Annotated in this window: 13 protein-coding genes and 1 rRNA gene; 1 reads left to right on the top strand and 13 read right to left on the bottom strand. The window is 62.1% G+C overall.

Going from position 1 to position 13,998, the window contains the following annotated elements; genetic code table 11:
* Nucleotides 1-219: 219 nt before the first annotated feature.
* A 16S ribosomal RNA gene (locus tag MPSD_RS08800) occupies nt 220-1,750 on the bottom strand.
* 321 nt (nt 1,751-2,071) lie between these two features.
* Nucleotides 2,072-3,325, bottom strand: a complete 1,254-nt coding sequence (gene murA / locus MPSD_RS08795; RefSeq protein WP_012395668.1) for a UDP-N-acetylglucosamine 1-carboxyvinyltransferase — start codon at nt 3,323-3,325, stop codon at nt 2,072-2,074.
* A gap of 70 nt (nt 3,326-3,395) precedes the next feature.
* Here murA and MPSD_RS08790 point away from each other — a divergent pair, with 70 nt between their 5' ends.
* Nucleotides 3,396-3,989, top strand: coding sequence for a cob(I)yrinic acid a,c-diamide adenosyltransferase (locus MPSD_RS08790; RefSeq protein WP_020788139.1), 594 nt, complete (start codon nt 3,396-3,398; stop codon nt 3,987-3,989).
* Between the two features lie 90 nt (nt 3,990-4,079).
* On the opposite strand, the gene MPSD_RS08785 is transcribed toward MPSD_RS08790, so the two are convergent.
* The 11 genes from MPSD_RS08785 to rfe form a co-directional block, all read right to left on the bottom strand.
* A complete protein-coding gene (locus MPSD_RS08785) occupies nt 4,080-4,523 on the bottom strand; it encodes a DUF2550 domain-containing protein (protein ID WP_086085109.1) in 444 nt (147 codons plus the stop codon).
* 7 nt (nt 4,524-4,530) lie between these two features.
* Entirely contained in the window at nt 4,531-4,896 is a 366-nt protein-coding gene (locus MPSD_RS08780; RefSeq protein WP_012395670.1) for a F0F1 ATP synthase subunit epsilon, read from the bottom strand.
* Between the two features lie 36 nt (nt 4,897-4,932).
* Nucleotides 4,933-6,384: a F0F1 ATP synthase subunit beta gene (atpD, locus tag MPSD_RS08775; RefSeq protein WP_011741624.1), complete on the bottom strand. Its 1,452-nt coding sequence runs from the start codon at nt 6,382-6,384 to the stop codon at nt 4,933-4,935.
* A 26-nt stretch (nt 6,385-6,410) separates the two neighbouring features.
* Nucleotides 6,411-7,325, bottom strand: coding sequence for a F0F1 ATP synthase subunit gamma (locus MPSD_RS08770; protein WP_086085110.1), 915 nt, complete (start codon nt 7,323-7,325; stop codon nt 6,411-6,413).
* Between the two features lie 18 nt (nt 7,326-7,343).
* Nucleotides 7,344-8,993 (bottom strand): F0F1 ATP synthase subunit alpha, encoded by a 1,650-nt coding sequence (gene atpA / locus MPSD_RS08765; RefSeq protein WP_020788142.1) that lies wholly within the window; start codon nt 8,991-8,993, stop codon nt 7,344-7,346.
* Nucleotides 8,994-9,054: 61 nt separating this feature from the next.
* Entirely contained in the window at nt 9,055-10,392 is a 1,338-nt protein-coding gene (locus MPSD_RS08760) for a F0F1 ATP synthase subunit B/delta (RefSeq protein ID WP_020788143.1), read from the bottom strand.
* A 6-nt stretch (nt 10,393-10,398) separates the two neighbouring features.
* Nucleotides 10,399-10,911, bottom strand: coding sequence for a F0F1 ATP synthase subunit B (locus MPSD_RS08755; protein ID WP_020788144.1), 513 nt, complete (start codon nt 10,909-10,911; stop codon nt 10,399-10,401).
* Between the two features lie 41 nt (nt 10,912-10,952).
* On the bottom strand, nt 10,953-11,198 hold the full coding sequence (locus tag MPSD_RS08750) for a F0F1 ATP synthase subunit C (RefSeq protein WP_020788145.1): 246 nt from the start codon (nt 11,196-11,198) through the stop codon (nt 10,953-10,955).
* Between the two features lie 90 nt (nt 11,199-11,288).
* Complete coding sequence (gene atpB / locus MPSD_RS08745; RefSeq protein WP_020788146.1) at nt 11,289-12,041, bottom strand: F0F1 ATP synthase subunit A; 753 nt, start codon at nt 12,039-12,041, stop codon at nt 11,289-11,291.
* Complete coding sequence (locus tag MPSD_RS08740; RefSeq protein ID WP_020788147.1) at nt 12,034-12,534, bottom strand: ATP synthase subunit I; 501 nt, start codon at nt 12,532-12,534, stop codon at nt 12,034-12,036. Before MPSD_RS08740 ends, atpB begins: the two co-directional genes overlap by 8 nt.
* A gap of 249 nt (nt 12,535-12,783) precedes the next feature.
* Entirely contained in the window at nt 12,784-13,965 is a 1,182-nt protein-coding gene (gene rfe / locus MPSD_RS08735; RefSeq protein WP_011741632.1) for a UDP-N-acetylglucosamine--decaprenyl-phosphate N-acetylglucosaminephosphotransferase, read from the bottom strand.
* Nucleotides 13,966-13,998 lie beyond the last annotated feature (33 nt).

Genomic DNA, 13,998 nt, shown 5'->3' with positions numbered 1-13,998 from the left:
ATCCAATTGATGCTCGCAACCACTATCCAATTCTCAAACACCACACCCCACCACCAAGATGGTGGGACAACATCCCGAAACCAACAGAGATGTTGCCTCAGGACCCAATAGTGTGTCTGGCTTGCTTGTTGTTGTGCACCCGGCTTCCGTCCACTGCAGACGAGAACCCCTCACGGCTTACACCCCATCAATTGGAGTGTTTCTCGTGGTGCTCCTTAGAAAGGAGGTGATCCAGCCGCACCTTCCGGTACGGCTACCTTGTTACGACTTCGTCCCAATCGCCGATCCCACCTTCGACAGCTCCCTCCCAAAGGGTTAGGCCACTGGCTTCGGGTGTTACCGACTTTCATGACGTGACGGGCGGTGTGTACAAGGCCCGGGAACGTATTCACCGCAGCGTTGCTGATCTGCGATTACTAGCGACTCCGACTTCACGGGGTCGAGTTGCAGACCCCGATCCGAACTGAGACCGGCTTTAAAGGATTCGCTTAACCTCGCGGCATCGCAGCCCTTTGTACCGGCCATTGTAGCATGTGTGAAGCCCTGGGCATAAGGGGCATGATGACTTGACGTCATCCCCACCTTCCTCCGAGTTGACCCCGGCAGTCTCTCACGAGTCCCCACCATTACGTGCTGGCAACATGAGACAAGGGTTGCGCTCGTTGCGGGACTTAACCCAACATCTCACGACACGAGCTGACGACAGCCATGCACCACCTGCACACAGGCCACAAGGGAACGCCTATCTCTAGACGAGTCCTGTGCATGTCAAACCCAGGTAAGGTTCTTCGCGTCGCATCGAATTAATCCACATGCTCCGCCGCTTGTGCGGGCCCCCGTCAATTCCTTTGAGTTTTAGCCTTGCGGCCGTACTCCCCAGGCGGGGTACTTAATGCGTTAGCTACGGCACGGATCCCAAGGAAGGAAACCCACACCTAGTACCCACCGTTTACGGCGTGGACTACCAGGGTATCTAATCCTGTTCGCTCCCCACGCTTTCGCTCCTCAGCGTCAGTTACTGCCCAGAGACCCGCCTTCGCCACCGGTGTTCCTCCTGATATCTGCGCATTCCACCGCTACACCAGGAATTCCAGTCTCCCCTGCAGTACTCTAGTCTGCCCGTATCGCCCGCACGCTCACAGTTAAGCCGTGAGATTTCACGAACAACGCGACAAACCACCTACGAGCTCTTTACGCCCAGTAATTCCGGACAACGCTCGCACCCTACGTATTACCGCGGCTGCTGGCACGTAGTTGGCCGGTGCTTCTTCTCCATCTACCGTCAATCCGAGAAAACCCGAACCTTCGTCGATGGTGAAAGAGGTTTACAACCCGAAGGCCGTCATCCCCCACGCGGCGTCGCTGCATCAGGCTTGCGCCCATTGTGCAATATTCCCCACTGCTGCCTCCCGTAGGAGTCTGGGCCGTATCTCAGTCCCAGTGTGGCCGGACACCCTCTCAGGCCGGCTACCCGTCGTCGCCTTGGTAGGCCGTTACCCCACCAACAAGCTGATAGGCCGCGGGCCCATCCCACACCGCAAAAGCTTTCCACCACAGGACATGAATCCCGTGGTCCTATCCGGTATTAGACCCAGTTTCCCAGGCTTATCCCGAAGTGCAGGGCAGATCGCCCACGTGTTACTCACCCGTTCGCCACTCGAGTGTCTCCGAAGAGACCTTTCCGTTCGACTTGCATGTGTTAAGCACGCCGCCAGCGTTCGTCCTGAGCCAGGATCAAACTCTCCAAACAAAAACCCCTCGATAACGAGGTGAATTCACAATCAGAGATACCTCACAAGACGCCAATCAACTGGCATCTAAACAACTGGCATCTAAACAACTGGCATCTAAAAAAACGACTACGCCCTCACACGGGAGTGATAAGGTGTAGTCAAAAAAACAACAACAAAACATAACACCAAACACACTATTGAGTTCTCAAACAACATTTCTTACTTGCACTCGCCCCTCTTCGGGGCAACCCTGCTAGCTTAATACAGATCCGGCGGAAAAGTCAAACTCGGATTTTCGATCTTCTCAGTGAAGTCCGTGCCTTCGAGCTTGGCCTTGGCTACTGTACCCGCTCAATCTCCGCTCCCAAAATCCCCAGGTACTCGACGAAAAGTGGGTAGCCACGGTCGATGTGGAACACGTCGTGAACCTCGGTATCGCCGTCAGCGACCAAGCCCGCCAACACCAAACCGGCGCCGGCGCGGATGTCGGAACACCAGACTGGAGCGCTCGACAACTGAGGCAGACCACGCACCACGGCATGGTGTCCGTCGGTGCGGGCATCCGCTCCCAGCCTGATCATCTCTTCGACGAATCGGAACCTGGCCTCGAACACGTTCTCGGTGATCATCGACGTGCCGTCGGCGATCGACGCCAGTGCGATCGCCATTGGCTGCAAATCGGTCGGAAACCCCGGAAACGGCAAGGTCGCGACATTGACAGCCTTGGGCCGCTCGTACTGCACGATGCGAAAACTGTCGTCGGTCTGCGTAACGGTGGCACCGGCGTCGTACAACTTGTGCAAAACCAGCTGCAGATGCGATGGATCGATACCCGTCACGGTGATGTCGCCACGGGTCATCGCCGCAGCGATACCCCAGGTAGCGGCGACGATGCGGTCGCCAATCACGCGGTGCTCGGTCGGGTGTAGCCGGGGAACGCCGGTAATCGTCATCGTCGGCGAGCCGGCACCCTCGATCTGCGCCCCCATCTGATTGAGCATCGTGCACAGGTCAACCACATCGGGCTCGCGCGCCGCATTGTGGATGGTCGTCACGCCCTCGGCGACCACCGCGGCCATCAAGATGTTCTCGGTAGCCCCGACCGAGGGGAATTCCAGCTGAATCTCCGCGCCGCGCAGGGTGTCTGCCTGGGCCACCACACACCCATGCTCGATATTGCACTGCGCCCCCAGTTGACGCAGGCCAGCCTGGTGCATGTCCAACGGCCGGGACCCGATCGCATCTCCGCCCGGCAGCGCAACCTTGGCCCGTTTACATCGTCCAACCAGGGGTCCGAGTACACATACGGAAGCCCGAAACTGCCGCACCGCCGCGAAGTCTGCGTCGTATTTCGGCTCGTCGGGCGAGGTAATGCGGGCCACATCTCCGTCGAGTTCGACGGTGGCGCCGAGCCCGCGCAACACCTCTGCCATCAGCGGCACATCGAGGATGTCGGGGCAGTTGGTGATTGTGCTGGTTCCCTCGGCCAGCAGCGTCGCTGCCATGAGCTTGAGCACACTGTTTTTAGCGCCCCCAACAGCGACTTCGCCTGACAACCGGTTCCCACCGGTGACCACGAATCGCTCCGCCACCCGCGTCAGTCTAGTGAAGCGCTATCAGCTTGTCAGTCAACCAGGTAAGTCATCCGGGTACCGTTTGATCATGGCGATCCATCTGACCCGTATCTACACCCGGACCGGCGACGACGGAACGACAGGATTGAGTGACTTCTCCAGGGTTTCCAAGAACGATCCGCGCCTGGTGGCCTACGCAGACTGTGACGAAGCCAACTCCGCGATCGGCGTCGCAGTCGCGATGGGCAGCCCCGATCCACAACTCGCCGACGTGTTGCGGCAGCTCCAAAACGACTTGTTCGACGCCGGCGCGGACCTGTCTACACCGCTGAAACGCTCCCAAGACCAGCCAGAGCACGCTGCGCTGCGCATCACCGAGTCCTACATCGAACGGCTCGAGGGCTGGTGTGACAAATATAACGAGACCCTGCCCGCCTTGAATTCCTTTGTGCTGCCGGGTGGTTCGCCTTTGTCCGCACTGCTGCACGTCGCCCGGACAGTCGCACGGCGGGCCGAGAGGTCAGCCTGGGCCGCTGTCGAAGCGGACCCCGAAGGCGTCAGTGCGCTGCCCGCGAAATATCTGAACCGGCTCTCGGATCTGCTGTTTATTCTGGCGCGAGCCGCCAACCCGGACGGCGACGTGCTGTGGCGACCGGGCGGCAACAGGCCCAGCGCCGGATAGATCAGAAGCTAAGCGCTCCAACAGGAACTGCCGACCGGTGCGTCGAGCAGCCACTGTTCGGGCCGCTACTCACCGCGCGAACGAGAGCCGTCAGCGGCTCCGCTTTTGGGCACGAGGCGAAGGACGAGACTCGAGCCAAGACAGAAATGCGGTCAACGCACCCTGATCGAGCGCGAGTTCGGAGCCGGGTCTGCGGTCCTGGGTGCTGTCGCGCAGTTCGAGAACCACGATCTTGTCGGTCATGATGTCGTACTCGTCGCCGCGGGGTCCCCGCCGAGCGATGATCTCGACACCTCGTCGGCTGAGCCGCCGATCCGGCCATAAGCGCAAACTCGACAAGCGGTAGAACCGCGCCTCGCCGCCGTGGTAGCGGATGACGCCGTGACGCCACCCGTGTCCTCCGATAGCCGGGATATCACGCATTATCCCGGCGGTGCCGCCCTGGCGCAGCTTCCATAACCGGTAGCTCAGGGCAAGCACCGCCATACCCAACAGGACAACCAGCACGACCATGCCAACCATGGGCGCGCTCACCAGGCTGTTAGTCGATCGCGCCGACGGCGCGCAATCTAGCGCGACCCCTGGCGGCGGTACGGGGATCGTCGGATTCGGAGTCCTGCCTGGCCACAGCCTCATCGATCTCGGACTCGAACTCCGCGGATTCAGCCAGAATGCTGACCCCGGCGTCGGTCACCGACATGAAGCCACCGTCCACTGCGATCCGCAGATCCTTGTCGCCATCGCGTTCAACGCGCACCATCGCGTCGTCGACCAACTGGGCCACCAACGGGATATGGTTCGGCAGAATTCCGATCTCACCGACGGTAGTGCGGGTGAAAAGAAACGTTCCCGCGCCCGACCAGATCTTCCGATCAACAGCAACGATCTCGACGTTCAATTCGGCCATGTCACACCACCTTTCGACTTAGCAGGAGACCAGCCACTACAGTTTGGCGCCGAGGCTCTCGGCCTTCTTAGCCAAGTCGTCGAGCCCACCGATGAGGAAGAACGCCTGCTCGGGCACGTGGTCGAACTCGCCCTTGCACAACCGGTCAAACGCTTCGATGGTCTCCTTGACCGGCACCGTCGAACCCGGCTGACCAGTGAACTGCTCGGCCGCCATCATGTTCTGGGACAGGAACCGCTCGATCCGGCGGGCCCGGTTGACCAGCTGCTTGTCCTCTTCGGACAGCTCGTCGATACCCAGAATCGCGATGATGTCCTGAAGGTCCTTGTAGCGCTGCAGGATTCGGATGACTTCCTGCGCCACCCGATAGTGCTCGTCACCAACCACACCGGGGTCCAGGATGGTCGAGCTGGATGCCAGCGGGTCCACCGCGGGGAAGATGCCCTTGGAGAACACCGCACGCGAGAGCTCGGTGGTGGCGTCCAGGTGCGCGAACGTGGTGGCCGGCGCCGGGTCGGTGTAGTCGTCAGCGGGCACATAGACGGCCTGCATCGACGTAATCGAGCGTCCCCGCGTCGAAGTGATTCGCTCCTGCAGCTCGCCCATCTCGTCAGCCAGCGTGGGCTGGTACCCCACGGCTGACGGCATGCGGCCCAGCAGTGTGGACACCTCCGAGCCGGCCTGGGTGAACCGGAAGATGTTGTCGATGAACAGCAGCACGTCCTGGCCGGCCTCATCGCGGAACCACTCCGCCATGGTCAGCGCGGACAGCGCAACCCGCATACGGGTGCCGGGCGGCTCGTCCATCTGGCCGAACACCAGCGCGGTGTCCTTGAGCACGTTGGCTTCCTGGAGCTCGACCCACAGGTCGTTGCCCTCACGGGTGCGCTCCCCCACGCCGGCGAACACCGAAGTACCACCGAAGTTGCGGGCGATACGGTTGATCATCTCCTGGATCAGCACCGTCTTGCCCACGCCGGCACCACCGAACAGCGCGATCTTGCCACCACGCACATACGGAGTCAGCAGGTCGACGACCTTCAGGCCGGTCTCCAGCATCTCGGTGCGGGGCTCGAGGTCCTCGAAGGCCGGCGGCTTGCGGTGAATCGACCAGTGCTCGAAGTCTTCTCCGTAGCCGGGTTCGTCCAAGCAGTCCCCGAGCGCGTTGAAAACGTGCCCCTTGACGCTTTCACCAACCGGAACCGAGATCGGCCGCCCCGTGTCAGTGACCTCCGTACCACGGACCAGGCCGTCGGTGGGCTGCAACGAAATCGTGCGCACCAAGCTGTCGCCGAGGTGCTGCGCCACCTCCAACGTGAGGGTCTTCGCGAGCGACCCGAAGTCGATCTTTGCGTGCAGAGCGTTGAACAGCTCGGGAACGGACCCGCGGGGGAACTCGACGTCGACGACGGGCCCGGTGACCCGCACCACGCGGCCGCTGGTCTCTGAACTTGCAGACTTGTCAGTCTTTTCGGCTGTAACAGTCATATCTTTCCGCTTCCTCGTGGGCCTGTCTAGCGAGCGTCCGCCAGCGCGTTTGCGCCACCGACGATTTCGCTAATCTCCTGGGTGATCTGGGCCTGGCGCTCCCGGTTTGCCATCAGTGTCAGCGCCTTGATCAGGTCGTCGGCGTTATCGGTCGCCGACTTCATCGCCCGCTGACGCGACGCTAGCTCCGACGCCGCGGATTCGAGCATTGCCGCATACACGCGGGTAGTCAGATACCTCGGCAAAAGAGACTCGAACAGCGTGGTCCCATCCGGTTCAAATGAGTACAGCGTCCGCGGGCCGGTTTCCTCGACATATTCCACGACCATGGGCGCCATCCGGCGGGCCTCCGTCGACTGCGACAACATCGATTTGAACTCGGTAAACACAATGTGCAGTTCGTCGACGCTCTGCTCGTTGTTGGTCTGCAGGTCCTCGCCTTCGCCAGCACCCAGCATGAACGCATCTACCAGGGTGGAAGCGATCTCCGCGGCGTTCTCGTACTTGGGCTGCTCGGAGAAACCCGTCCACGATTGGGCGATGTCCCAATTGCGGAAGGTGTAGTACGCCAACGCCTTGCGGCCCACAACATAGAGAACCGGTTGCTTGCCCTCGTCACGCAGCAGCGAGAAGAGCTCCTCGGACCGCCGGAAGACATTGGCGTTGTACGCACCGCAAAGACCGCGGTCAGACGACACCACCAAGACCCCCGCCCGCTTCGGCTGGGGATGCTCGACCAGCAACGGATGTTCCAGAGCGGCGTCGGCGGCCAAAGTGGTGAGCATCTGTGTGATCTGGTCGGCGTAAGGCCGGGCGGACTCGAGTCGAGCCTGCGCCCTGGCGATGCGCGACGTCGCGATCAGCTCCTGAGCCTTGGTGATCTTCTTGATCGATCCGGCCGAGCGGATCCGTCCACGCAGTTCGCGAAGTGTGGCAGCCATCTCATATACCTACGTGTGCTATTTCTTCTTCTGCGGCGCGGGCTTCTTGACCTTCACCGATTCTTTGCCCAGATCTTCCTCATCCATGGCCTCGACATGCTCGTCGGGGACCACCGATTCACCAGTGGACGACGCGAAGCCCTTCTTGAAGTGGTTGATCACCTTGGTCAGGGCTTCCTCGGTCTCCTCAGTGAGCTTCTGCGTGTCGCGAATGGTGCTCAGCAGGTTCTCTTCGGAGGCCCGAATGTGATCCAGCAGTTCGGTTTCGAAGCGCCGGACGTCCTCGACGGGCACCGAGTCCAGGTGACCGCCGGTACCCAGGAAGATGGAGATGACCTGCTCTTCGACCGGCATCGGCTGGTACTGCGGCTGCTTGAGCAGCTCCACCAGCCGGGCGCCGCGGTCCAGCTGCGCCTTCGACGTGGCGTCCAGGTCGGAAGCGAAAGCGGCGAAGGCTTCCAGCTCACGGTACTGCGACAGATCCAGACGGAGGCTTCCCGCCACCTCTTTCATTGCCTTGATCTGGGCCGCACCACCGACGCGGGACACCGAGACACCGACGTTGATGGCCGGGCGAACGCCCTGGTTGAACAGGTCGGTCTCGAGGAAGCACTGGCCGTCGGTGATCGAAATGACGTTGGTGGGGATGTAGGCCGAAATGTCGTTGGCCTTGGTCTCGATGATCGGAAGACCGGTCAACGAGCCGCCACCGAGTTCGTCGGACAGCTTCGCGCAGCGCTCCAGGAGCCGCGAGTGCAGATAGAACACGTCGCCCGGATATGCCTCACGGCCAGGCGGACGGCGCAGCAGCAGCGAGATCGCCCGGTATGCCTCAGCCTGCTTGGTCAGGTCGTCGAAGACGATCAGGACGTGCTTACAGTCGTACATCCAGTGCTGAGCGACAGCCGAACCAGTGTATGGGGCAAGCCATTTGAAGCCGGCGGAGTCGGACGCGGGCGCCGCGACGATGGTCGTGTAGTCCATCGCGCCGCCCTCTTCCAGGGCGCGCCGCACCGAAGCGATCGTGGTGCCCTTCTGCCCGACGGCCACGTATACGCAGCGCACCTGCTTCTTGGGATCACCGATCTCCCAGTTCTGGCGCTGGTTGAGGATGGTGTCGACGCAGACCGCGGTCTTGCCGGTCTTGCGGTCGCCGATGATCAGCTGGCGCTGACCGCGGCCGATCGGGGTCATGGCGTCGATCGCCTTGATACCGGTCTGCAGCGGCTCCTTGACGCTTTGACGCTGGACCACCGACGGCGCCTGCAGCTCGAGGGCGCGCCGCGTCTCGGCCTCGATGTCTCCGCGGCCATCAATCGGCTGACCGAGCGGGTTGATCACCCGGCCCAAGAACGCGTCGCCGACGGGAACCGACAAGACTTCGCCGGTGCGCTTGACCTGCTGGCCTTCTTCGATGTTTTCGAAGTTACCCAGGATCACCGCGCCAACACTGTGTTCGTCGAGGTTGAGGGCCACGCCGAGCACACCGCCGGGGAACTCGAGCAGCTCCTGAGTCATCACGGACGGTAAACCTTCGACGTGCGCGATACCGTCCCCGGCGTCGACAACGGTGCCGACTTCCTCCCGGGAGGTATCCGAGGTGAAGGAGCCTACGTACTCTTCGATCGCGCTCTGAATGTCATTAGCGGAGATTGTCAACTCGGCCATGGCTGCTGTCTTCCTACTTTTGGGTTGTGCTGGCTAGTTCGTGTTCAGTCGGGCTTCGTCATCAATCAGGCAACTGAGCCTCGGCAGCGGTCAAACGCGACGAGAGCGTTCCGTCGATCACTTCGTCACCCACGGCAATCGACAGACCCCCCAACAAGGTGGGATCCGTTTGAAGCTGCACAGTCACGGGGTGACCGTAGATGCGACTCAGCACCTCAGTAACGCGGGTGCGCTGTGCATCGCTGAGCTCGGCGGCCGCGCTGACTTGTGCGACAACCTCCCCGCGGCGGGCCACGGCCACCTCGGCCAGCAGCAGCGCCGCGTCCTCGGCCGGCTGACCTCGCAGGAGTTCGACCGTCTGAGACAGCAATGCGACGGCAATCGGATTGACGCTGCCCGCGCTGTCGAGGACTTTGCGCAGCAATCCAACTCGGCCCTCGGCCGGAACCACATAGTCGCCGAGCAGGATGGAAAGGCGCGGTTGCGCGTCCAAGATGCGGGAGAACCGGAACAGCTGGTCCTCGACCTCGTCGACCTGTCCGTCACGCTGGGCGACTTCCAGTAGGGCCTGCCGAGACACGTGCTCGATCGCGTCGATCAGATCCGAGCTTGCCGACCACCGCTCCGTGACGGCGGCTCGCAGGATATCCAGCGCGGGATTGCCGACCTGGCCGGATATCAGCCGCTCCAACAGCCGAATCCTGGGTGCTGCGTCTTCGGCGGGCACCGTGAGGTAGCGGGTGACGATGACTTCGCGTTGGAGAAGTTGGGCTACCGACACGAGGTCGCTGGCGAGAGCCGAAAGCGCCGCATTGTCCAGGCCCTTGGCCAAACCGGCGAACTTGTCGACCAAGCTGCCCAGCGCCCGCCGGCTGGCCCACCGCATCTTGGCCGCCACCGGACGCTCGACTTCCGCCGCTGCCGGCGCCATCGCGTCGAGCTCGTCGAGGAAGCGGTCGACCGTGGCCGCCTGCTGCCCTGGGTCGGAAACGTGGTTGCGCACCAATTCGCTTGCCTGGCGGACTGATTCGTGGCCCAGCTCCAATCGCAGCTGACGGGTCAGCTGAGTCCGGAGCAGCTCGACCTGACGAGACCCTTGGACCTTGATCCGTTCGGCTTCGACACCCGCCTGGGTCTGCATCTGCGCCGTGATGCGCTTGGCATCTTCCTTGGCCTCTGCGACGACCTGCACCGCCTCCGCCTTGGCGGCCTCCACCGCCTTACTGTGCGCGGTGGTCGACTCCGTGAGCCGCACGGCGGCGGTAGCCGCGTCTGCCAATTGCTGGCGAACCGTGTCCTGGCGCGCTGCCATCATGCGCCGCACCGGCGGCACCACGTAACGCCACACCAGAAAAACGATGGCCGCGAAACCAACCAGCTGTCCGATGAATGTCGACATGGTTTGCTACCCCGCCGCGGCTGGGGTAGTCACGTCGACACCGACGATCCGGTTGGCCAGCGTCGCCGACATCGCTCCCACGTTGGCACGCAAATCCAGTTCCACAGCGTCCCTCTCGCGCTTCAGTTGCTCGTTGGCCTGCTGCAATGTCGATGCCACTTCCTGTTCAGCGTGGGCACGCGCATCCTCGACGACCTTACGACCCTCGGCCCGGGCGTTGTCGCGATAGGACGACGCCTGTACCCGACCCTCGGCCATGGCTTTCTCGTAGTCGGCCTGGGCGGCCGCGAACTGCTCGGCCGATTTCTTGTTGTCGGCCAGCGTCTTGGCAACCATCGCGTCGCGTTCACGCAACACCTTCAGGATCGGCGGTACGACAAATGTGCCGATGACCGCAAGCACCACCAAGAAAATGGCCAGCACGAAGAAAAACGTCCCGTTGGGAACGAGGAAGTTGTTTGTGCCGCCTTCCTCTGCTGCCTGGCCCGCAGCCAGGACAATAGAGTTCACGTCATCCATTACTACCCATCACAACCATTTCAACGGTTACAGCTGCCGAATTACTTAACGGGCGTGGCGAAGACGAACAGCGCCATAAACGCCAGGTTGATAAAGTAGGCGGCCTCAACCAGACCGACGGTGATGAAGAACGGCGTGAACAGCCGTCCCTGCGCCTCAGGTTGGCGGGCAACGCCGGAGATCAGAGCGTTACCGGCGATACCGTCACCGATACCGGCGCCGATCGCGCCACCAGCCATGATCAGTCCACCGCCGATGAGGGCGCCGGCAACGATAGTGGGGTCCATTACTTTATCCTCCTTGATAACTCTGGTAGCGGTTTACCAGGTTCCAGTACTGGTATTGGGTCGGGATTTTCTAGGCAGTTTCTCGCAGTTTTAGTGGTGGTCCTCTTCTAGCTCCATCGCTTGGCTGAAGTACAAGATCGTCAGCAGCGCGAAAATGAAGGCCTGAATCGCGCCGACGAACAAGTCGAAGGACTTCCAGATCGCATTCGGCGCCCACATGATGTAGGGCGGGAAGAGCGCGATGAGCGCGACCAAAATGCCGCCGGCAAAGATATTGCCGAAAAGACGCAGCGACAGCGAGATCGGCTTGGCGATTTCTTCGACGAGGTTGATCGGCGCCAGGATTGCCACGTGCCCCTTGAGCAGCTTGATGGGGTGGCCGACAATGCCGCGACGCCAGATACCGGCCGCGTGGTAGCAGACGAAGACGAACAGCGCCAGCGCCAGCACGTAGTTGATGTCTGCGGCGGCGGGCTTGAGCAACTCGGTGGCCTGCCCGTGTTCGTCGGTGTACTGCACCGGGAGGACCGACAGCCAGTTCGAGATCAAGATGAAGACGAAGATGGTCACCGCGAGCGGCAGCACGAAGGGCGCGATCCGCATCCCGATTGCGCTTTCTATCTGGCCGCGCATCTGGATGGTGATCGCTTCGAAGAACAGCTGCACCCCACCGGGCACCGCGGTCGAGGTGACCTTCGAGCGCAGGTAGAACGCCAACGCGAGCACGATGAGCGCGGCGATCGCCGTCGACAGCACCGTGTCGGTGTTGACGGTCATGCCCAGCCAGGTCGCGGTGTGGTGCTCGCCGACCTCAATCTGGGCGGCCAGGATCGACTCAGTCATCGCTGGCGGTACTCCCTTCCGATCCCTTGAAAACGCCACTATCCGAGCCGACGGGCTGGTTCTGCGCATCGTCGGCCGCAAAGTCCCCGGTACGCAGCTTCTTCCAGACCGGCAGTGCCGTGGATGCCACCAGCAGCAGCTGGAAGAGCGCCAACCCGAACACCACGCCAAGTCCGGCCGGCCGGAAAATATACGCGATGATCAGCGCCATGATGGTAATGACCGCGACTCGAGAGGCCGAGTTGAGGGCCATCGACCTTTTCAGCGGGTGGTCCCGGCCGGTGATCGACTCCACCGAACGCCGGACCAACAGGGCGTTGAGCAAACCGAGCAGCAGCCCGATGCCAAGAAACACTCCGACCATCAGGTGACCGAAGAGTCCGGCGACCACAGTGGCAACCGCGGTGAGTCCAAGGCTGATCACCAATAGACGAACCGGACGGAAAGCAACAGAGGGAAACACCAACGGCGCGTCCTGCGCTGGTGTTGTCACTGCAGCACCTCAATCCCCGGTTAGTGGAGCGGAAACCGCCCGATCGACTGATCGGTGGCCCGCCGAGCGTATCGCAACGGTTGGGCTGGTTTCACCCAAGGGGTAGCTCCCTGTGTCCGTCGTTAACTGGCGCGGTCGGATAGGCATCCGCCGGGCCGGGGGCCGGCAACCCACGAGGTTTATTTCGGGGCTCTACCAGGACCGTACCACAAGGTAGATGCCACTACTACCGCCTGTCGTAGACGTGCCCTAGTCCGGGTCGTAGTAGTCGTCGCGACGACGCAGCAACGGGATCGCTGTCACAACCCCGGCGACGACCAGTGCGCCGAGCATCACCGCCGCGGTGTGGCGAGGGTCCACGAAGATCGTGCTGGCCGCCCCGAAGGCGACGATGCCCACCCATAGGTAGATGAGCAGCACGACCCGGCGATGCGAATGGCCGATCTGCAGCAAGCGGTGGTGAAGATGCATCTTGTCGGGGCTGAATGCGCTTCGTCCGGCGCGGGTGCGGCGCACGATTGCCAGTAACAGGTCCAGCATCGGCACGAACATCACCGCCACTACCAGCAAGAACGGCGATAGCAGGGCAAACACGTCCCGGGCCCCATAGGCGTTCTGGGAGATGGGCCCCGCGGCGGTGGTGGAGGCCGCGGCCAGCATCAACCCGACCAGCATCGAACCGGAATCGCCCATGAAGATCTTGGCTCGGTGGAAATTGTGCGGCAAGAACCCGAGACAGGCCCCTGCGAGCACCACCGAGATCACCGCCGGCGGATAGAACAGTACGTCGCCGCCATGGTCACGAAGCAACCCCACCGAGAAGGTGCAGATCGCCAAGGCCGTGATGAGGCCCAGCCCAGCCGCCAGCCCATCGAGTCCGTCGACGAAGTTCATGGCGTTGACGATGGACACGGTCAACGCGAGGGTGAGCAAAATGGACGAGGCTTGGTCCAAGACGATGGTCCCGACACCACCCAGCGGGATGTAGAGCACGCTCCAGGCGACGCCCATGGTGACCAGCACGCTAGCTGCGGTGATCTGACCGGCAAACTTCGTCAGGGCATCCAGACCCCACCTGTCATCGATCAGACCGATACCCATGATCACCGCACCCGCGACGAGCACCGCGGGCATGCCGGTCGAATAGACGAACCCGCGGGTGAGGGCGGGAAGTTGGGAGGCGAGAAAGACCGCGGCGAGCACCCCGAGGAACATCGCCAGCCCACCCATGCGAGGGGTGGGTGTCACGTGGACGTCGCGTTCGCGCGGGTAAGCGACCGCGCCCAGGCGAGTCGCCAAGACGCGAACCGGCCCGGTCGCGAAATACGTGATGATCGCTGCGGTTAACCCGACGAGCGCAAGCTCACGCAGCGGGACACCGGCGCTGCGAACCGAAAGGGCGAGCAAGCCGTCGGCAACGCTGGACACCACGAGACCCTACTTCACCAACCTGAGAACCCGAAT

Source organism: Mycobacterium pseudoshottsii JCM 15466 (genome assembly GCF_003584745.1).
GTDB classification, from domain to species: domain Bacteria; phylum Actinomycetota; class Actinomycetes; order Mycobacteriales; family Mycobacteriaceae; genus Mycobacterium; species Mycobacterium marinum.
This window is presented reverse-complemented; position numbering and strand designations above follow the sequence as displayed.